The organism is Saccharopolyspora antiqui (assembly GCF_052246905.1).
GTDB lineage: Bacteria > Actinomycetota > Actinomycetes > Mycobacteriales > Pseudonocardiaceae > Saccharopolyspora.
In genome coordinates this window covers 222788-242459 of sequence record NZ_JBQQBO010000007.1, presented here as the reverse complement: position 1 = coordinate 242459, position 19672 = coordinate 222788, and the positions used below count along the sequence as shown (strand labels likewise).

At 70.5% G+C, this 19672-nt stretch carries 19 protein-coding genes and 2 riboswitches; of the genes, 14 read left to right on the top strand and 5 right to left on the bottom strand.

Going from position 1 to position 19672, the window contains the following annotated elements:
* Positions 1-115 precede the first annotated feature (115 nt).
* Both ACTWQN_RS14655 and ACTWQN_RS14650 read right to left on the bottom strand, forming a co-directional pair.
* Positions 116-610 carry a VTT domain-containing protein gene (locus ACTWQN_RS14655; protein WP_443203996.1) on the bottom strand — a complete coding sequence of 165 codons (495 nt, stop codon included), beginning with the start codon at positions 608-610 and terminating at the stop codon, positions 116-118.
* A 182-nt stretch (positions 611-792) separates the two neighbouring features.
* A complete protein-coding gene (locus tag ACTWQN_RS14650) occupies positions 793-1518 on the bottom strand; it encodes a FadR/GntR family transcriptional regulator (protein WP_443203995.1) in 726 nt (241 codons plus the stop codon).
* Positions 1519-1870: 352 nt separating this feature from the next.
* Here ACTWQN_RS14650 and ACTWQN_RS14645 point away from each other — a divergent pair, with 352 nt between their 5' ends.
* The 7 genes from ACTWQN_RS14645 (at position 1871) to ACTWQN_RS14615 (ending at position 9553) form a co-directional block, all read left to right on the top strand.
* A complete protein-coding gene (locus ACTWQN_RS14645) occupies positions 1871-3319 on the top strand; it encodes an acyl-CoA synthetase (protein WP_443204057.1) in 1449 nt (482 codons plus the stop codon).
* Positions 3312-4649 carry a carboxyl transferase domain-containing protein gene (locus ACTWQN_RS14640; protein WP_443203994.1) on the top strand — a complete coding sequence of 446 codons (1338 nt, stop codon included), beginning with the start codon at positions 3312-3314 and terminating at the stop codon, positions 4647-4649. The genes ACTWQN_RS14645 and ACTWQN_RS14640 overlap by 8 nt, the downstream gene beginning before the upstream one ends.
* A gap of 226 nt (positions 4650-4875) precedes the next feature.
* Positions 4876-5661: a 2,3-dihydro-2,3-dihydroxybenzoate dehydrogenase gene (locus tag ACTWQN_RS14635; RefSeq protein ID WP_443203993.1), complete on the top strand. Its 786-nt coding sequence runs from the start codon at positions 4876-4878 to the stop codon at positions 5659-5661.
* 27 nt (positions 5662-5688) lie between these two features.
* Positions 5689-6933 carry an isochorismate synthase DhbC gene (gene dhbC / locus ACTWQN_RS14630; protein ID WP_443203992.1) on the top strand — a complete coding sequence of 415 codons (1245 nt, stop codon included), beginning with the start codon at positions 5689-5691 and terminating at the stop codon, positions 6931-6933.
* An 11-nt stretch (positions 6934-6944) separates the two neighbouring features.
* On the top strand, positions 6945-8582 hold the full coding sequence (locus ACTWQN_RS14625; RefSeq protein WP_443203991.1) for a (2,3-dihydroxybenzoyl)adenylate synthase: 1638 nt from the start codon (positions 6945-6947) through the stop codon (positions 8580-8582).
* 35 nt (positions 8583-8617) lie between these two features.
* Positions 8618-9271, top strand: a complete 654-nt coding sequence (locus ACTWQN_RS14620; protein ID WP_443203990.1) for an isochorismatase family protein — start codon at positions 8618-8620, stop codon at positions 9269-9271.
* Between the two features lie 24 nt (positions 9272-9295).
* Positions 9296-9553, top strand: coding sequence for a phosphopantetheine-binding protein (locus ACTWQN_RS14615; RefSeq protein ID WP_443203989.1), 258 nt, complete (start codon positions 9296-9298; stop codon positions 9551-9553).
* A 55-nt stretch (positions 9554-9608) separates the two neighbouring features.
* Here ACTWQN_RS14615 and ACTWQN_RS14610 read toward each other — a convergent pair whose 3' ends face one another.
* Positions 9609-11195, bottom strand: coding sequence for a beta-N-acetylhexosaminidase (locus tag ACTWQN_RS14610; protein ID WP_443203988.1), 1587 nt, complete (start codon positions 11193-11195; stop codon positions 9609-9611).
* 105 nt (positions 11196-11300) lie between these two features.
* Entirely contained in the window at positions 11301-12152 is an 852-nt protein-coding gene (locus tag ACTWQN_RS14605) for an EamA family transporter (RefSeq protein WP_443203987.1), read from the bottom strand.
* A 74-nt stretch (positions 12153-12226) separates the two neighbouring features.
* On the opposite strand from ACTWQN_RS14605, the gene ACTWQN_RS14600 reads away from it, so the two are divergent.
* Positions 12227-13132 carry a LysR family transcriptional regulator gene (locus ACTWQN_RS14600; protein ID WP_443203986.1) on the top strand — a complete coding sequence of 302 codons (906 nt, stop codon included), beginning with the start codon at positions 12227-12229 and terminating at the stop codon, positions 13130-13132.
* A gap of 4 nt (positions 13133-13136) precedes the next feature.
* Here the strand turns inward: ACTWQN_RS14600 and ACTWQN_RS14595 are convergent, their stop codons facing one another.
* Positions 13137-15014: a propionyl-CoA synthetase gene (locus ACTWQN_RS14595; protein WP_443203985.1), complete on the bottom strand. Its 1878-nt coding sequence runs from the start codon at positions 15012-15014 to the stop codon at positions 13137-13139.
* Between the two features lie 327 nt (positions 15015-15341).
* On the opposite strand from ACTWQN_RS14595, the gene ACTWQN_RS14590 reads away from it, so the two are divergent.
* The 6 genes from ACTWQN_RS14590 (at position 15342) to ACTWQN_RS14565 (ending at position 19301) form a co-directional block, all read left to right on the top strand.
* Positions 15342-15596, top strand: a complete 255-nt coding sequence (locus tag ACTWQN_RS14590) for a hypothetical protein (RefSeq protein ID WP_443203984.1) — start codon at positions 15342-15344, stop codon at positions 15594-15596.
* A gap of 317 nt (positions 15597-15913) precedes the next feature.
* Positions 15914-16510, top strand: coding sequence for a cardiolipin synthase ClsA (clsA, locus tag ACTWQN_RS14585; RefSeq protein WP_443204056.1), 597 nt, complete (start codon positions 15914-15916; stop codon positions 16508-16510).
* A 120-nt stretch (positions 16511-16630) separates the two neighbouring features.
* Positions 16631-17017 (top strand): glycine cleavage system protein GcvH, encoded by a 387-nt coding sequence (gene gcvH, locus ACTWQN_RS14580; protein ID WP_443203983.1) that lies wholly within the window; start codon positions 16631-16633, stop codon positions 17015-17017.
* A 118-nt stretch (positions 17018-17135) separates the two neighbouring features.
* On the top strand, positions 17136-17603 hold the full coding sequence (garA, locus tag ACTWQN_RS14575; RefSeq protein ID WP_443203982.1) for a glycogen accumulation regulator GarA: 468 nt from the start codon (positions 17136-17138) through the stop codon (positions 17601-17603).
* Positions 17604-17992: 389 nt separating this feature from the next.
* A complete protein-coding gene (locus ACTWQN_RS14570) occupies positions 17993-18469 on the top strand; it encodes a bifunctional nuclease family protein (RefSeq protein ID WP_029534961.1) in 477 nt (158 codons plus the stop codon).
* A gap of 259 nt (positions 18470-18728) precedes the next feature.
* A complete protein-coding gene (locus ACTWQN_RS14565; RefSeq protein ID WP_443203981.1) occupies positions 18729-19301 on the top strand; it encodes a MerR family transcriptional regulator in 573 nt (190 codons plus the stop codon).
* Positions 19302-19378: 77 nt separating this feature from the next.
* Positions 19379-19480, top strand: a riboswitch (glycine riboswitch).
* A riboswitch (glycine riboswitch) is annotated at positions 19481-19597 on the top strand. It abuts the riboswitch before it with no gap.
* Positions 19598-19672: the final 75 nt, after the last annotated feature.

Here is a 19672-nt window from a genome sequence, read left to right as displayed (position 1 = left end):
GCCCCACGGGATTCCCGGCCGACCGCAGCGGTATGCGCGGGTGCGGGTAGCTGAGGAGCGCAACGGTCGGGTGGCAGTGCGGCTCACCCGGCGTTCGAGGGTGCGCCTGCCGCGTTCACGACCCGAGCGCGGCGGGCAGCCAGTGCAGCAGTTCGGGTGCCCCGGCGACGATCAGGAAGTGCAGCCCCCGCCCGACGATGCTGGCGGCCAGGAACCCCAGCAGCGGAATGCCCGCCGCCCCGGAGAGGAAGCACATCAGGCTGTAGGGCGGTATGCCGGGCACCGCGGTCAGGCACAGCACGCCCAGGCCCCACCACGGGCGTTGCTGGGTTCGCTGGTGGAACTTCTCGAACCAGGCGGCCCACCTGCCACTCCGCTTGGCCTCGAACCGCTTGCGCAACCGATCGCCGAGCGCGAAGCCACCCCTACCGGCGAAGTAGAACAGGGTCTTCCCGGCCACCTGCCCGAGCGCGGCGGCCAACCCGAGCGCCCACCAGTTGGCGCCGTCCACAGTGGACACCACGCCCAGCAGGTACAGCTCGATGTTGACCAGCGGAAAAAAGCTGCCGAGCGCGGCGGTACCCGCGGTGGCCAGCAACCACCCGATCACCGAAGAACCCGAACGCCAACACGCCCGCGCCCCGAACTCGGCTGGCAGATCACGTCACGCGCTCCATAGCTGCGAAAACAGGCCCGACCGAGCCTACCGACCCACCACCACCAACCCCCAACCGGGCGGCTTTTCCGAGGTGAAGGGCACCTTCGACCGAGTAAGCCGGTCAAAGGTGCCCTTCACTCATCGCCTGATCGGGTGGGTTCGGCGTCGGGGTCCCAGGCGAGCAGCCGGACCCGGCTGACGGTGCGCAGGTGGCGGCGCATCGCGGTGACCGCCGCGCGCGGGTTGCCCGCTCGGATCGCCTCGGCGATGCGTTCGTGCTGGCCCAGCGACTTGCCCGGCCGGTCCGGCTGGCGCAGCGACTCCTGGCGGCTCTCGGCGATCTCCGCGGCGATGGTGCGCATGAAGTCGGCCAGCAGCGGGTTGTGCGCGGCCGCGGTGATCGCGGCGTGGAACCGGCGGTCACCCTCGCTGCCGAGGCCGCCGTCGGCGATCTCGCGGCGCATGTCCGCCAGCGCCGCGTCGATCTCGGCGAGGTCGTCCTCGGTGCGGCGCTGCGCGGCCAGTTCGGCGAGCTTGGTCTCCAACGCCTCCCGCGCTTCCAGCACGTCCGGCAGGCGGCGCTTGCGCGCCACGAGCTCCTCGACCGGCTCGGCGTCCAGCGACGCGCGGCGCAGGTAGGTGCCGCCGCCGTGCCGCACCTCGACGAGACCCTGCACTTCGAGCACCACGATCGCCTGCTTCACCGACGCGCGGCTGACACCGAGCCGCTCGGCGAGCTCCCGCTCCGGCGGCAGCCGGTCGCCGACGCGCAGCCCGGAATCCGCCACGTGCTCGCGCAACCGCTGCACGACCTGCTCGTACAGCCGGGGGCGGGCCAGTGGGCGCAGGGCTTCGGACACCGGGTTCCTCCAGACCGGAAGTCGGGTAGTGGTCAGTGCCTGTCTTCGATCCGGTTTTGAAAGCGGCGCCGACCACCCTGCGCTCCCAGCTGGCGCCGTGGGTTCCAGGAGGATGTTGGGGATCGGCGGGCGGAGACGCCCCGCGCCACTTGCGCAGAACGAGTTCGAAGACAGGTTCTCAGGCTAACACCGGCTGGATGGCCGAGTGGATGAGCCAGTTTCGCCCCACATTCCCTTGACGTGGCCGCGCCGCTGGAGCAAAAGTGGTCGAGCCAGTGGACCACTGCCGGGCCCAGGCCTCACCGGGCACCGCAGGTTCGCGGGCGGGACATTGAGGAGCGTGGAGGTGGTCATGGCCAGCGCGGCGCAGGTGCTGTTCCCCAAGTTGCGGAAGCCCGACGACAAGGAGGCGCTGCGCTTCGGTGCGCGCACGCTGGACTACCGGGAGCTGGCGGCGGTGGCCGCCGGGATCGCCGAACGCGTCGGGACGGCGCGGCGGATCGCGGTGTGGGCGACCGCGACGCCGGAGACCTGCGCGGCCGTCATCGGTGGGCTGAGCGCGGGTGTCGCGGTGGTCCCGATCAACCCGAAGGTGGGGGAGCGGGAGCTCGCGCACATCCTCGGCGACAGCGAGCCCGAACTCCTGCTGGCCCCGCCCGGTTTCCAGCCGCCGGAAGGGCTGGGCGACATACCGGTGCACGAGGTGGATCTCAGCGTCCGGGGCGGCGAGCTCCCGCCGGAGGCCGCCGAAGACGACCCGGCGCTGATCGTCTACACCTCGGGCACCACCGGTCCGCCCAAGGGCGTGGTGCTGCCGCGCCGTGCGATCCGCGCCAACCTCGACGCGCTGGCCGAGGCGTGGCAGTGGACCGAGCGCGACGTGCTGGCGCACGCGCTGCCGCTGTTCCACGTGCACGGGCTGATCCTCGGCACGCTCGGCCCGGTTCGGCTGGGCGGCACGGTGCACCACCTGGGCAAGTTCTCCTCGTCGGCCATCGCCGAGGAACTGGCCGGTCCGGCCACGATGATGTTCGGCGTGCCGACCATGTACCACCGGCTAGCGGAGGACGCCGAGCGCGATCCGCAGATCGGGCAGTCGGTCGGCAAGGCGCGGCTGCTGGTCTCCGGTTCGGCGGCGCTGCCCGCCGTGGAGCACGAGCGGATCGAGCGGCTGACCGGGCAGCGGGTGGTCGAGCGCTACGGAATGAGCGAGACGATCATGAACTGCGGGGTGCGCGCCGACGGCGACCGACGCCCCGGCTACGTGGGACGCCCGTTCGCCGGGGTCGAGCTCAAGCTGGTCGACGAGCAGGGCGGTGAGATCACCGCCAGCGACGACGAGACCGTCGGCGAGATCCTGGTGCGCGGCTCCAACTTGTTCAGCGGCTACCTCAACCGGCCGGACGCCACCGCCGAGGCGTTCGTGGACGGCTGGTTCCGCACCGGCGACGTGGCCACCCGCGCGCCCGACGGCTACATCCGGATCGTCGGACGCAAGGCCACCGACATCATCAAGAGCGGCGGCTACAAGATCGGTGCGGGCGAGATCGAGAACAGCCTGCTGGAGCACCCGGCGGTCGCCGAGGTCGCCGTCACCGGCGAACCCGACCCCGACCTGGGGGAGCGCATCGTCGCCTGGGTCGTGCGCGCGCCCGGCGAGGAGGTCGCCGAGCATGAACTCATCGACCACGTGGCCCGGCTGCTCACCCCGCACAAGCGGCCGCGCGTGGTGCGGTGGCTGGCGGCGTTGCCGCGCAACGAGATGGGCAAGGTGCAGAAGAAGGCGCTGGGCGATGGCTGAGCACACCGCGGCTCGCGTGCTGGTCGAATCGGTCAGCCAGGGGTTCGAGGAGTTCGAGCCCCCGGCTGGGCGGTCGGCCGCGGACGGCCCGCTGGGCTGGCCCGGTTACGACGACCAGCGGGCCCGTGCGACCGCCCGGACCGGCGCTGACGAATCGGTGCTGGGCGGGCGGGGCTGGGTCGGGTCGCGGCAGGCGGTGCTCATCGCCTTCGACTTCGCTTTCCTCGGCGGCTCGGTCGGCACGGCGGCCGGGGCGCGCATCGTGGCGGCCTTCGAGCAGGCCAGGGAGCTGCGGCTGCCGGTGATCTCGCTGGTGGCCTCCGGTGGCAGCCGGATGCAGGAGGGCATCTGCGCCCTGCGCCAGCTGCAGGAGATCGCGCGGGCCTGCCTGCTGACCCGGCAGGCCCGGATCCCGCACATCACCGTGCTGCGCGATCCGACCACCGGCGGCATGTGGGCGGCGCTGTCGGCGGCCGCCGACGTGGTGCTGGCCGCGCCGGGTGCGGCGGTTGCCTTCGGCGGCAGTCGGGTGCGCCGCGCGAGTGACACCGGCGAGGCGTTCAGCGCCGAGGGCAAGCTCGCCGACGGACAGGTGGATCGGGTCGTCGGCGACGCCGAGCTGCCCGATGTGCTGGCGAACCTGGTGGCGCTGCTGCATCCGCAACGGCTCGTCCGGCCGCCGGAGCCCGCCCCGGTCCCGGCCGCGCTCACCGCGAGTGAGCCGCCCGCCACCGGCTGGGATGCGGTGCAGCGCGCCCGCGCGGCGGACCGGCCGCGGGCCGGGGCCTATCTGGACGCCTACTTCACCAGCCGGTTCGAGATCAGCGGCGACCGCGCGGGCGGCCGGGACGTCGGGATGATCTGCGGCATCGGTGATCATGACGGGCGCACCGTCGCCTTCGCCGCCCAGACCGGTGCGGCCAACACCCCGGCCGGGTTCCGCACCGCCGCCCGGTTGATCCGGCTCGCCGACCAGCTCGGCATCCCGGTGCTGACCCTGGTGGACACGCCGGGTGCGGCCAACGACGCGGCGGCCGAGCGCGGCGGTATCGGACCGGCGATCGCGGCGGTGTTCGGCGCGGTCGCCGATGCCCGGGTGCCGATCACCACGCTGGTCATCGGCGAGGGCGGCTCGGGCGGTGCGCTGGCGCTGGCCTCGCCGGGCCGGACCTGGATCACCTCGGATGCGTATTTCGCCGTGATAGCACCGGAATCCAGTGCCGCGATCCTCAAGCGCGACCCGGCTCAGGCGCCGGAACTCGCCGGTCTCCTGCGATTGCGCCCGCAGGACCTGCTCGACCTCGGCTTCGTCCAGGGCATCGCGCGCTAAGGCCCGGTCCTTGGACCCGTTCTGCGTTGCGGTGCGGGTAGCGAAACCAGCGCCGCTGAAAAGGACCGAAGACAGCCGCTGAGTCTCCGGATCGGGAACCCACGGCGCCCGGTCGCCCTCGGTGATCAATGCCACCTCGACAGAGGGGCGATCCGAACACGTCCGTGTTCTAAACTCGGGCTCGCCTGACAAAGGTTAGGCTTGCCTGAGTTGCCAGAAGGATGCGATGAACCGGACGGGGATCGGCGGCAAGGTCGCCATCGTGACAGGCGCTGGCCAGGGTATCGGTGCCGCCGTGACCACCGCGTTCGCCGAACTCGGCGCCACCGTCGCCGCGGTGGACCGAAACGGCGAGCAGGTCGAGACCGTCGCCGCCGCGCTGACCGACAAGGGCTATCAGGTGCACGCCTACCGCTGCGACGTCGCCGACGGTGCCGCGGTGACCGACGTCGTCGAGCGCGTCGCGGTCGCACTCGGTCCCATCGAGGTCCTCGCCAACGTCGCCGGAGTGCTGCAGGTGGGCACGGTGCAGGAACTCACCGACGAAGACTGGCACCACACCTTCGCGGTCAACACCACCGGGGTGTTCAACCTCTGCCGCGCGGTCTCCAAGCACATGATCCCGCGACGGCGCGGCGCGATCGTCACGGTGAGTTCGAACGCGGCTGGCGTGCCCCGGCACGGCATGTCCGCCTACGCCGCCTCCAAGGCCGCGGCCACCCTGTTCACCAAATCGCTCGGGCTGGAGCTCGCCGAGTACGGCATCCGGTGCAACGTGGTCGCCCCCGGCTCGACCGACACCGACATGCAGCGCGGGATGTGGGCCGACGAGCGCGGTGCCGAACGGGTCATCGCGGGCTCGCCGGAAGCCTTCAAAGCGGGCATTCCGCTGCGCAAACTCGCCACCGCCCAAGACATCGCCGACGCGGTCGTCTTCCTGGCCTCCGAGCAGGCCGGGCACATCACCATGCACGACCTGTACGTCGACGGCGGCGCCACGCTGCGCGCCTGACCCTGCCGTGAACCCCGAAAGGTTGCCATGACCACGATCGACAGCGAAATCGACGGCATCGGCGTCGTAGCCGACGATGCGGCTACCCGGTTGCTGGCGGCCTACGAGGCGGGCTCGTCGTTCCTGTTCTCCGCGCCGCGCGGCGTGCTGCTGGCCCGCGGCGTGGCCGCGACCGTCCCCAAGACGCAGTGCGCCCGCGAGGAATTACCCCGGCGGGTGGCCGATTTCCTGGGCAGCGCAACGGAATTCGGGCGCCGCAACCCGTTGGTCGTGGGTGCCGTGCCGTTCGGCGAGAACCTGCCCGCGCACCTGGTGCTGCCCGAGGAAGTGGTGCGGGCGACGCCGTTGAACGTCGTGGTGCCCCGGCCACCGCGCGGCGCGACACCGAACTACCACGTCCGCGCGGTGCCCGCGGCCGCCGAGTACGAGCTCGGCGTCGGCCGGGTGCTGCGGCGGCTGGCCGACGGCGAACTGAGCAAAGTGGTCCTGGCGCGCTCCCTGGAGCTGACCGCCGGAGAACCGATCGACGTCCGCGACGTGCTGTGCAACCTCGCGCTGGCCGACCCGAGCAGCTACACCTTCGCGGTGGACCTGCCGCGCCGCGGCGAGGACGGCACCCGCGACAACTTCGGCCCGCAACCACCGCTGCGGCGCACCTTCCTCGGGGCCAGTCCCGAACTGCTGGTGTCCCGGCGCGGCCTGCGGGTGCGCTCCAACCCGATGGCCGGTTCGCGGCCGCGCAGCGCCGACCCGGTCGAGGACCAGCGGCTCGCCACCGAACTGTCCAATTCGGACAAGGATCGTCGCGAGCACGCCGCGGTCGTCGACGCGGTGGTGCAGACGCTCCGCCCGTTCTGCCAAGACCTCCAGGTGTCCGGGCCGACGGTGATCAGCACCGCGGCGATGTGGCACCTGGCCACCGAGATCACCGGTGAGCTCCGCGACCCGGCGACGTCGTCGCTGGAGATCGCCCACGCGCTGCACCCCACCCCGGCGGTGTGCGGCACCCCGCCGCAGCGGGCCCGCGAGGTCATCGCCGAGACCGAGCCGTTCGAGCGCGGCTACTACGCGGGCATGGTCGGCTGGTGCGACGCCGCCGGTGACGGTGAATGGGTGGTCGCGATCCGCTGCGCCGACATCGAGGACGACGTGCTGCGGCTGTACGCGGGCGCGGGCATCGTCGCGGGTTCGGAACCCGCCGACGAACTGGCCGAAACCTCCGCGAAGTTCCGCACCGCGTTGTCCGCGATGGGCCTGGACCAGGCCGTCTGAAGGGGACCGAGATGACCGCATCGCTACCCGGCTGCCCCACCTGGCCGACGGAGTTCGCGGATCGCTACCGGGCGGCCGGTTATTGGCGCGGCTACACCTTCGGGCAACTGCTGCGCGACCGCGCCGCCGCGCACCCCGACCGCATCGCCGTCGTCGACGGCGACCGGCGCATCTCCTACCGCGCGCTGGACCTGCGCGCGGACCGGCTGGCGGCCGGGCTGCGGGAGTTGGGCATCGGCGCGGGGGACCGGGTGGTGGTGCAGTTGCCCAACATCGCCGAGTTCTTCGACGTCTGCTTCGCGCTGTTCCGGCTGGGCGCCGTCCCGGTGTTCGCGCTGCCCTCGCACCGGCTGACCGAGATCACGTACTTCTGCGAGTTCAGCGCGGCCACCGCCTACATCACCGCCGACGTCGAGGCCGGGTTCGACCACCGCGAGCTGGCCGCCGAGGTCGCCGCGAAGGTGCCGGGCCTGCGGCACGTGCTCATCGCCGGTGCCGATCCCGGCGAATTCCGCGCACTGTCCGATGTGGACTCAGAACCGGTGGGGATCGCCGGACCGCGGCCCGGTGACATCGCCTTCCTGCAACTCTCCGGCGGCAGCACCGGTGTGCCGAAGCTGATCCCGCGCACCCACGACGACTACATCTACTCCTTCCGCGCCAGCAACGAGATCTGCGGTGTCACCGAAAACACGGTGTACCTCGGGGCACTGCCGATCGCGCACAACTTCCCGATGAGCTCACCCGGCACCTTCGGCGTGCTGCACGCCGGTGGCCGCGTGGTGCTGGCCCGGCGGCCCAGCCCGGACGAGGTGTTCCCGCTGATCGAGCGCGAACGCGTCACCCTCGTCGCGGCCGTGCCACCGCTCGCGCTGGTGTGGCTGGACGCCGCCGCGAACACCGCGCACGACCTGTCCAGCCTGGAGGTGCTGCAGGTCGGCGGGGCCAAGTGCAGCGAAGAAGTCGCACGACGGGTGCGCCCGCTGCTCGGCGCCACCCTCCAACAGGTCTTCGGCATGGCCGAGGGACTGGTCAACTACACCCGGCTCGACGATCCCGAGGACGTCATCCTCGCCACGCAGGGCCGACCGATCTCGCCGGACGACGAGCTGCTGGTCGTCGACGGCCAGGACAACCCGGTGGCACCGGGGGAAACCGGCCACCTGCTCACCCGAGGGCCCTACACCATCCGCGGCTACTACCGGGCCGAGGAGCACAACGCGGTCGCGTTCACTCCCGAGGGCTTCTACCGCACCGGCGACATCGTGCGGCGCACCCCGGAGGGCAACCTCGTCGTCGAAGGCCGGGCGAAGGACCAGATCAACCGGGGTGGCGAGAAGATCGCCGCCGAAGAAGTGGAGAACCACCTGCTGGCGCACCCGGCGGTGCACGACGCGGCAGTGGTGTCCATGCCCGATGACTACCTCGGCGAACGCAGCTGCGCGTTCGTCGTGCCGCGCGGCACGACGCCGAAAGCACGGGAGCTGATCAAGTTCGTGCGCGAGCGCGGCCTGGCCGCCTACAAGGTGCCGGACCGGGTCGAATTCGTCGAGCAGTTCCCGCAAACCGGGGTCGGCAAGGTCAGCAAGCGCGACCTCCGGGAGGCGATCTCCCGCGAACTGGTGCCGGAACTGCGGCGCCGGTCCTGACCAGAACTCCGCAACGACGAAAGAAGGGGACGCAGGTGGCGCTTCCGGCCATCGCACCGTATCGCGTGCCGCAGCAGGATGATCTGCCCGAGAACCGGGTGTCCTGGCGGCCCGACCCGAATCGCGCGGTGCTGCTGATCCACGACATGGAGCGGCATTTCGTCAACGCCTTCCCGGCGCACGGCGAACCGCTGGATCAGGTGGTGCCGAACATCCGGTTGCTGCGCGAGCGCGCCCGCGCGGCGGGCGTGCCGGTGGTGTACTGCGCGCAGCCCGGTGGGCAGACGGCGGAACAGCGCGGCCTGCAACTGGAGTGGTGGGGGCCGGGGGTCGCCGATCCGGCGCAGGAGGCGATCATCGAGGAGCTGGCGCCCGGCGCCGGTGACGTGCTGCTGACCAAGTGGCGCTACAGCGCGTTCCAGCGCACCGAGCTCCGCGAGCTGCTGCGCGACTGGGGGCGCGACCAGCTGATCATCACCGGTATCTACGCGCACATCGGCTGCCTGATGACAGCGGCCGAGGCCTTCCAGCAGGAGGTCCAGGCTTTCCTGGTCGCCGACGCGGTCGCGGACTTCTCCTTGGCGGAGCACCGGATGGCGTTGGACTACGCGGCCAAGCGGTGTGCGGTGGTGGACACCTCGCGGCGCCTGGCGCAGGCCCTGGTGCTGCGCGAGTCCGAAGTGGTCTGACGAGTTTTCGGGGAGTTCGAGGGAATGTCGCAGATGTTGACGCTGGAAGATGTTCGGGCGCAGGTCGCCGAGCTGCTCTACGAGGACCCGGCGGAGCTCTCCGACGAGGAGAACCTCATCGACTGGGGGTTGGACTCGGTGCGGATCATGACCCTGGTGGAGAAGTGGCGCCGCCAAGGCGTCCAGATCACCTTCGCCGACCTCGCCGAACGCCCCACTCTCGCAGAATGGTGGGCGGTCCTAGCCCCAAAGCTCCCCCCAACCCGGTCGAGTGATGAGTGAAGGGCACCTTTGACCGGCATAGTCGGTCAAAGGTGCCCTTCACCTGTTCAACAACTCAGTTGGGCCAGGGGATTTGGGTTGAGGGGTAGTAGTTGATGCTGGAGGTTGTCAGGCGGGGGCCGTGGGTGGCTAGGCGTTGGCGGAAGGACTCCCAGTCCTGGGCGCCCTTCGGGGACCAGCCGAGTTCGGCGAAGGCCGGTAGCCGGGGGAAGGCCATGAACTCGATGTGCTCGGAGTTCTCCAGGGTTTCCGACCACAGCGGGGCTTCCACGCCGAGCACCGATTCCTCCGGCACGCCCTGCAGGTAGCTGCCCGGATCCCAGCCGTAGGCGTCGGCGACCTCGATGAACCCGGCCCACTGCAGGCCCAGCGGGGTGCTCTCGTTGTACTTGTGGTCCAGGTAGGTCTTGTTCGCCGGGGAGGCCAGGATCTTGTTGCCGCGGGCGACGGCGTCGGTGAGCAGCGGGTCGGCGTTCGTGGTGCCCCAGAACTGCACCACCGCGTCGCCCTGCGGCGCTGCCTTGCCGTACTCGTGCCAGCCGACCACGGTCTTGCCGTACTTGCCGACCAGCGGCAGCACCCGCGCGATGAACTTCGTGTAGTCCTCATCGGGAGTCGAGTGCGCCTCGTCCCCGCCGATGTGCAGGTACGGCCCGGGGGTCAGCGCCGCCACTTCCCGGATGACGTCCTCGACGAACCGGTAGGTGATGTCCTTGTCCACGCACAGCGAGCTGAACCCGACGTCGATGCCGGTGTACAGCGGTGGGGCGACCCCGTCGCAGTTGAGCTCCGCGTAGGAGGCCAGCGCGGCGTTGGTGTGCCCGGGCATGTCGATCTCCGGCACGATCATGATGTGCCGGGACGCGGCGTAGTCGACGATCTCGGTGTAGTCCCGCTGCGTGTAGTAACCGCCCGGACCGCCGCCGACCTCGGTGCTGCCGCCGTACTTGGCCAGCAGGGGCCAGCTGTTGATCTCGATCCGCCAGCCCTGGTCGTCGGACAGGTGCAGGTGCAGCCGGTTGATCTTGTAGCGGGCGATCTGGTCGATGTAGCGCTTGACCTGCTCCACGTCGAAGAAGTGCCGCGCCACGTCGAGCATCGCGGCGCGGTGCTCGAACCGCGGCCGGTCGACGATCTCGCCGCCGGGCATGGTCCACGGGCCGGGCTGCGCGGTCGGGCTCTCGATCGCCGCGGGCAGCAGTTGGCGAAGCGTCTGCACGCCGTTGAACAGCCCTTCGGTGCTGGTGGCGCGGACGCTCACGGCGTCGGCGGCCACCCGCAGCCGGTACCCGGCCGGACCGAGGTCGGGGGCGCCGTCGAGCGCCAGCGCGATGTTCCCGGTGCCGGGCTCACCGCCTAGCGGCACCGGAAATCCGGTTGACGGGCGCAGGATCCCGGCCAGGTACTCGCCGACTTCAGCGGCCTCGCCGTCGGCCAGGATCGAGGTCTGCTCGGTCAGTTCGAAGGTGGTCGCCGGGTCCGGCTGCACGGATTCGGGGACGGGGATGATGTTGTCCATTGCGGAGTTCTCCACGGCTGGTGTGCCACCGGCGGGCACCACGATCCCGGCGGTGAGCAGGGCACCGGCCACGACGGCCAGTGCGGCGTTGCGCACCGTCGATCGGGGCGGTCTAGGGGTCATGTCTCGGCTCCATGATCGGGCAACGGTGCCCATAAAGGTATAGACCAAACCTCAGGTGGCGAACCTCCAACTGGATGTATCGGGCACGCCGAACGGCGCTCGGCTTCATCGCGCTCGGGTGAGCACGGCCCCGATCGAAGCCGCGGTGACGCACCCGAGCGCGACGACCTGGGCCGGACTGAGCAGTTCGGCCAGCAGGAGCAGCCCCGCCAAGGCGCCGGTCGCGGGCTCCAGGCTCAGCAGCACGCCGACGACTCGGGGCGGAATGCGGCGCAGCGCGACCAATTCGAGCGAGTACGGCACGACCGCGGACAACACGGCCACCCCCAGCCCGGCCAGCAGAACTGGCGGCGCGAGCAGCGCCGTTCCGGACTCGACGATGCCAAACGGCAGCATGAGCACCGCCGCGCAGGCGACTGCCAACGCCAGCGGTGAGCCATCGCTGCTGAGCGCGCCGACGCGGTGGCTCAACAAGATGTAGCTGCCCATTCCCGCGGCCGACACCAGCGCGAGACCGATGCCGACGACCGGTAGCGGTGCATCGGACGGGCCGCAAAACAGGAGAACCCCGACCGCCGCCAGCACGGCCCACAGCACGTCGCGCGGCCGTCTGGAGCCGAAGAGAGCCACCGCGAGCGGGCCGAGCATCTGAAGCGTGCTGGCCACGCCGAGGGGGAGGTGCGGCAGCGCCGGGTAGATGACGTTCATCGCCGCGATCGCCGCTGCGAAAGCGATGATCAGACCCCGCGACCGCCAGTCGGCCGGGACCCGCGGACGCCACCAGAGCAACAGGACCACCGATGCCAGCGACAGCCGCAACGCGGCAACGCCCAGCGGCCCGAGAACGGTGCAGAGCTGCTTCCCGAAAGCCTGGCCGAACTGGACGCTGAACACGGCTCCCAGCACGAGCAGGAACGGCGGTACGACAACCGCGCCGGGAGGTGCCAAGGGCTTCATACCGGAAGCCTGCGGCGCCCAGTCCTTGCAGGTCTATCTCGTATTTCTGATGCGGACCGTGAAGAATTGGCTACATGATCGATCTGCGCCGACTCCAGGTCCTGCGGGTGCTCCGCGAAGAGGGCACGGTGACCGCCACCGCGCGGGCGCTCTACCTGACGCCCTCGGCCGTCTCGCAGCAGCTGCGACTGCTGTCCAAGGAAATCGGCGTTGATCTGCTGCTGCCCGAGGGGCGCCGGGTCCGACTCACCCCCGCCGCGCACATCGTGCTGGAACACGCCGACGCGATCGCGGCCGAATGGGAGCGGACCCGCGCGGACCTGGCGGCGCATTCCGGCGGTGCGGTCGGGCAGATCCGGGTAACGGGCTTCGCCTCCAGCTTCGGTTCACTGCTGGCGCCTGCTGCCGCCCGGATCGGCGAATCCCACCCGCGGCTGGCGGTGCACCTCAGCGACGCCGACATCGACGACAGCCTGCGACTGCTGCTGGCCGAGCGGGCCGACATCGCGGTCCTGCCGGTGCCCGGCACACCGCCGCTGGACGATCCGCGATTCGACCAGCGGCTGCTGCTCGACGACCCGCAGGACCTCGTGGTGTCCGCGGCCCACCCGTTCGCCGAGCGCGACTCCGTGCGGTTGGCCGATACCGCGCACGAGACCTGGATCGCGCCGCACCACGACCAGTTCCAGTTGATCGAGGTCGCCTGCGCGGCGGCCGGATTCGCCCCGCGAGTCGCGCACGAAGCAGCGGAGTGGAACTCGGTGCTGGCACTGGTGGCCCACGGTCTCGGCATCTGCCTGCTGCCCAGGCTCGCGACCACCGCGCCGGAGCACGGCGTGGTGCGAATCCCGTTGCGAGACGATCCGGCGCCATCCCGCAGCGTCCTCACCTGCGTGCGCCGGGGAAGCCGCGCGGAACCGGCCATCGCCGCCGTGCTCCAGGCGCTGGAGGACGTGGCGCAGGACCGGCAGCGCGGCTGAGGCCTCAGCGGCCTCGCAGCGCCGGGCGCAGCCGGTCCAGCACCGCTGGATCCTCGATGGTGGAGGGCACCTTGGTGTCGCCGGTGTCGGCGATCTCGCGCATCGACTTGCGCAGGATCTTGCCCGAGCGGGTCTTGGGCAGCCCATCGACCACCGCGACCTCCCGGAAGGCCGCCACCGGCCCGATCTGCTCGCGCACCGCCGCGACCAGTTCGTCCCGCAGCGCCGCCTCGCTGATGTCCACACCGGACTTCAGCACCACGAACCCGCGCGGCACCTGCCCCTTCAACGAGTCGTGCACGCCGATCACGGCGCACTCCGCGACAGCCGGATGCGCCGCCAGGACCGCCTCCATCGACCCGGTCGACAACCGGTGCCCGGCCACGTTGATCACGTCGTCGGTGCGGCCCATCACGAACACGTACCCGTCGGCGTCGACGTAGCCGTTGTCGCCGGTGAGGTAGTAGCCGGGGTAGCGCGACAGGTACGACTCCCGGAACCGCTCGTCGTCGCCCCACAGCGTCGGCAAGGTGCCCGGCGGCAGCGGGAGCTTGAGGCACAGCGCGCCGTCGGTCTCCGGTGGCAGCGGCTGCCCGGCCTGGTCGAGGACCGCCACGTCGTAGCCGGGCACCGGCACGGTCGGCGACCCGGCCTTGACCGGCATCGGCTCCAGTCCGCGCAGGTTCGAGCAGATCGGCCAGCCCGTCTCGGTCTGCCACCAGTGGTCGATCACCGGGACGCCGAGCCGCTGCGACGCCCAGTGGTAGGTCTCCGGATCCAGCCGCTCACCGGCCAGGAACAGGGTCCGCAGGCTCGTGATGTCGTGGTCGGCCAGCAGTTCGGCCTCCGGGTCCATCCGCTTGATCGCGCGGAACGCGGTCGGCGCGGTGAACAGCGCCTTGACGCGGTGCGCGGCGATGACCCGCCAGAACGCGCCCGCATCCGGGGTCCCGACCGGCTTGCCCTCGTAGACCACGGTGGTCGCCCCGGTCAGCAGCGGTGCGTAGACGATGTAGGAGTGGCCGACGACCCAGCCGACGTCGGAGGCGGTCCAGAAGACATCACCCGGCCCGATGTCGTAGATGTTGGCCATCGACCAGCGCAGCGCCACCGCGTGTCCGCCGTTGTCGCGCACCACGCCCTTCGGCCGCCCGGTGGTGCCCGAGGTGTAGAGCACGTACAGCGGATCGGTGGCCGCGACCGGCACGCAGTCGGCCGGTTCGGCCTGCGCCAGCGCGTCGTTCCAGTCCACATCGCGCGGCCCGAGCTCGGCGCGGGCCTGCTCGCGCTGGAACACGATCACCCGCCGCGGCTGGTGCTCGGCCAGTCGCAGCGCCTCGTCGACGATCGGCTTGTACTCGACGATCCGGTTCGGTTCCAGGCCGCACGACGCCGCGACGATCACCGTCGGCCGGGCGTCGTCGATGCGCGCCGCCAGCTCCTTCGGCGCGAAGCCGCCGAAGACCACCGAATGCACCGCGCCGATGCGCGCGCAGGCCAACATCGCCACGACCGCCTCGGGGATCATCGGCAGGTAGATCACCACGCGATCGCCCGGCGCGGCGCCCTGCGCCCGCAACGCCCCGGCGAACAGCGCGACCCGCTCCAGCAGTTCCCGGTAGGTCCAGCGCCGCACCGCGCCGGTCATCGCCGAGTCCCAGATCAACGCGGGCTGCTCGCCGCGACCGTCCCGAACATGCCGGTCCAGCGCGTTGAAACAGGTGTTGAGCACACCGTCGGGGAACCACCGGAAGAATGGATCCGCGGTGTCGTCCAGGGCCCGCGACGGCGCCTGCTCCCATTCGATCGCGGCCGCCGCGTCGAGCCAGAAGCCCTCCCGGTCCGCCAAACTCCGCCGGTAGGCCTCGGCGTACTCGCCCATGGCCACACACCTCCCGCACACACCGATGTTGCCTGGTGTCCTACCGCAAATCCCCGGCCACGCCAAGATCGCCTCCGGCGGCGCGCGAAACACGTTTGTCACAGCCGAAACACCGTTGATCGGACGAACGGTAGTTGATCTTCGGCAGCACTGAGCGCCGGGCCGATATCCGCTCGCAGTTCGGCGACGCAACGTGTCCATTTGGCGCTGCGGGGCCAAGTCGCCGCGACAGAGCGTGCTCGACCGCACACAATCGATCCGGAGTCGAAGATCGGGCTAACACCAGGAGGCATTGTGCCGACAACGAAATCGGAGGTGCTACGAACGATGAGCACGGAACCGGCCCTGCCGCCCAAGGCATCCGCCGCCCAGGTCTCTGCCGACGAGGTCGATCCGAGCGGAGCCAGGTCGACCACCGAGTTGCCCACCACGCCGTGCAGCGTGGTGTGGAGCGGCGGCCATTCGTACGTGCTCGAAGGTGTCACCGGGGCTCGCTGGGCGGGTGTGGACGATCGCGGCCGGGCCCGGTTCCTCACCGACGCCGACCTCCGACGGCGCGGCTGGAGCCATACGCGGGCCTGACCCCGATCCGCGACTGCGCGGCTCCCACCCACGCGAAGCCAGCCCGATCGACCGGCTCCGTGGGAGCCCAGCCGCCAAGTGTGTTGTGCCAGGAATGTGAGACCCTGATCCAGTAGGGACGCACCGGGTGTGCGCCCGAAGCGGGGTAGCAACGCACAACCATTCAGGGGAGGCTCGTGGTGCAGGACGCTGAGCGCACCACGGACAACACCACGAGCGGGGACCGCGACGTGAACCCCGGCCCCGCGGGCGAGGACCCCGTGCAGCGTCCCGAACCGCCGGGCCCGGACCGGGCCCCGGATCCCGGCCTCGCCCGGATCCGGGAGGCCGCCGCCGGCGTGTGGGCCGATCCATGGTGGACACTGCCGAACCTGCTCAGCGTGATCCGGCTGGCCGGTGTGCCGGTGTTCCTCTGGCTGCTGCTCGGCCCGCGAGCCGACCTGCTCGCCCTGCTGGTGCTCGTGGTCAGCGGCATCACCGACTGGCTCGACGGCAAGCTCGCCCGCTGGCTCAACCAGTACAGCCGCATCGGCGAACTGCTCGACCCGGCCGCCGACCGCCTCTACATAGTCGCGACGCTGGTGGCCTTCGTGCTGCGCGACGTGGTGCCCTGGTGGGTCGCCGCCGCGCTGGTGATCCGCGACGTGGTGCTGACCCTGTGCCTGCCGGTGCTGCGCTGGCACGGCTACGAACCGCCCGACGTGCACTACCTCGGCAAGGCCGCCACCTTCTGCCTGATGTACGCGTTCCCGCTGTTGTTGCTGGTGCAGGAGGACTTCCCGCTGTCCGACATCGTGCGCCCGATCGCATACGCGTTCACCTGCTGGGGCGGGGCGCTCTACCTGTGGGCGGGCATCCTCTACCTCGGGCAGGTCGTCGCGGCGGTGCGCCAGGCCAGGTCCAAATCGATCTAGTCGACATCCCGGGGTCGCCTTGCGGCCCGGCCAGCACGGCAAATACGCTCGCCGAACCGATCACGCGCACCATCGCGGCCGGTGATCCACTGCACCAGCGGACCAGGGAGGCGGGACCACGTGGCGGCCCCGGACGAGATCAAGTACACCGAAGAGCACGAGTGGGTTCAGCGCACTGCGGAGGACACGGTGCGCATCGGGATCACCGACTACGCGCAGCAGCAGTTGGGTGACGTGGTGTTCGTGCAGCTCCCCGAGCTCGGTCAGCAGGTCGCCGCGGGTGACGCGCTGGGCGAGGTGGAGTCGACCAAGAGCGTCTCCGACATCTACGCCCCGGTCACCGGTGAGGTGGTGGCCCGCAACGAGCAGTTGGCGGACGAGCCCGAGCTGGTCAATTCGGCGCCGCTGGGCGACGGCTGGATGGTCGAGCTCAAGCTCGCCGACCCGGCCCAACTGACCGGGCTGCTCGACGCCGCGGGCTACCAGAAGCTGATCGACCAGGCATGATCGTCTTCGTGTCGGTGGCCGCGGAGAAGATGTCGGGAGTCGCGCGTTCCGTGCCTGTCGCAGCACGGTACGTTGGGCACATACTTGGCACGATCTATCCGCGTAGAGGAGAGCTCAGGTGAGCCAAAACAGCGGCTTCGGCGATGTTCCGCCGGAGCAGTCACCGGAGACCACCTCGGTCTTCAGGCCCTTCCTCTCGGAGCCGGAAAGCACCGAGAGTGCGCCCCCGGAGCCTGCCGCCGCATCCGGGGTCGATGCGCTGCCCGCCGGGTCCGCCCTGCTGGTGGTCAAGCGTGGCCCGAACGCGGGTTCGCGATTTCTGCTGGACCGGGAGACCACCAGCGCGGGACGTCACCCGGACAGCGACATCTTCCTCGACGACGTCACGGTTTCCCGTCGGCACGCCGAGTTCCGGCGCGAGGGCAACGACTTCGTGGTCGTCGACGTCGGCAGCCTCAACGGCACCTACGTCAACCGGGAGCCGGTGGACACCTCGGTGCTGGCCAACGGCGATGAGGTGCAGATCGGGAAGTTCCGGCTGGTGTTCCTGACCGGCCCGATCGACGGGGGACCGGGCGGCCGCTGAGGCCCCGGCATTCGACTTTGCGACCCGCCAGCGGGGCGGCGCCGAGGTGGCGTCGCCCCGCTGGCGCGTCCCGGGTCCGCGGGCCGGGCGCGCGATGTCCGCGCGCTGGGAATTTCCCGGCGTCGCAACCGGTTTCTACGTCAATGCGGCTTTTTGCACCGGTCCGATGGGCCGGTGGGCGGTGTATCGTGCTGGGTAATGCTCGATGAAGAGCTCAGCCAGCGGTTTCGGGCCAGATGCACCGGCAGGAAGGCCGCGAGAATCGGTGGTCGACCAGACCGCCAAAGGGATGGGCGTGTCCGCCGTATCGCGGGTAGCGTCGGAGGCGTCGGTGCGCGATCCTCGACGGGGATGTCACGCTTCGGCGCGCTGGAGGAGGCGATGTGACGATGAGCAGCGAGATGCGCGTCGTCGGCGTGCGAGTGGAACTACCAGCAAACCAGCCGATTCTGCTGTTGCGCGAGGCGCACGGCGAGCGTTACCTGCCGATCTGGATCGGCTCGGTCGAGGCGACGGCCATCGCCCTTGAGCAGCAGGGTGTGCGGCCGCAAAGACCACTTACCCACGACCTGCTGAAGGACGTCATCGGTGCCCTCGGGCGCGACCTGGAACAGGTGCGGATCACCGACCTGCAGGACGGCACCTTCTTCGCCGAGCTGGTGTTCGACGGGGATGTGCGGGTTTCGGCACGGCCGAGCGACTCGGTGGCGCTGGCGCTGCGCATCGGGGTGCCGATCCACGCCGACGAATCGGTGTTGGACGAGGCGGGGCTGATCATCCCGGACGAGCAAGAGGACGAGGTCGAGAAGTTCCGCGAGTTCCTGGACTCGGTATCGCCGGAGGACTTCCGCGGCGCGGACACCTGACCCCGCCGATCGGCCCGACGACAGCATCCCGGCCCCTGCCCGCGCACCGCGGGCAGGGGCCGGGTCGTCCGGGCGCGTCGCGTTGACCTCCCCGCGGGGCAGGCATACCGTCGAGATACGCGAATTGCCCCGGTGTGATTCAGCCGGTGATTCGGCCGATGCGTTCGACCGGTGGGCGGTGTTCGCGGCCCTGGACCGGGATGGTTCGGGTGCTGGTGATCGTCGTCGTCGGCTTCGTGCCGGACGAGGGGAGGCAGGCGTGGTCGAGGAAGCGTCCAACCGGGATGCTGCCGCTGAGCAGGGCGAACTGTTCCCCGACGCCTCACTGCCGGACGAACTGGTCGGCTACCGGGGCCCGGCGGCCTGCCAGATCGCCGGTATCACCTACCGCCAGTTGGACTACTGGGCGCGCACCAAGCTGGTCGGACCGTCCATCCGCGGTGCCGCCGGTTCTGGCTCGCAGCGGTTGTACTCGTTCAAGGACATCCTGGTGCTCAAGGTGGTCAAGCGACTGCTGGACACCGGGGTGTCGCTGCACAACATCCGGGTCGCGGTGGAGCACCTGCGCAACCGAGGCGTGCAGGACCTGGCGCGGCTGACGCTGTTCAGCGACGGGACGACGGTCTACGAGTGCACCTCTGCCGAGGAGGTGGTCGACCTGTTGCAGGGTGGCCAAGGGGTGTTCGGCATCGCCGTCAGCGGTGCGATGCGCGAGATCAGCGGCACGATCCACGAGTTCCCGGCCGAACGGGCCGACGGTGGCGAGCTGGCGGAGTCGGTGGACGACGAGTTGTCCCGGCGGCGGCGCGACCGGCAGGCCGAGACCGGCTGAATCGGGCGAACCATGTGCGGCTGGTGACATCGGCGGTCCGCTGCGGCCGCCTGATCCGGTAGGCTGCGGCACATCGCCGACCCCGTGCGGGAGAGTCCGGTCCGGCTTCGGTCGTGGCTGGCGCCGAAGGAGCAACTCTCCCCGACAACCTCTCAGGCCACCTGGACCGCACGGGCGAGATGCCTCTGGAAAGAGAGCGCACCGCAGCCGTGGTGCACTCCGCCGACGGTGCAAGCCCGGTGCTCCGGGTGAAGCTCTCAGGCGTCCGCTGCGCGGACAGTGACAGAGGGGGAGAGCAGCGCAGTTCCAGCTGGGTCTTGCGGGACATCCGCGCCCGGTCGGTCACCTGAGCAGCAAGGCGATCGTCGCTC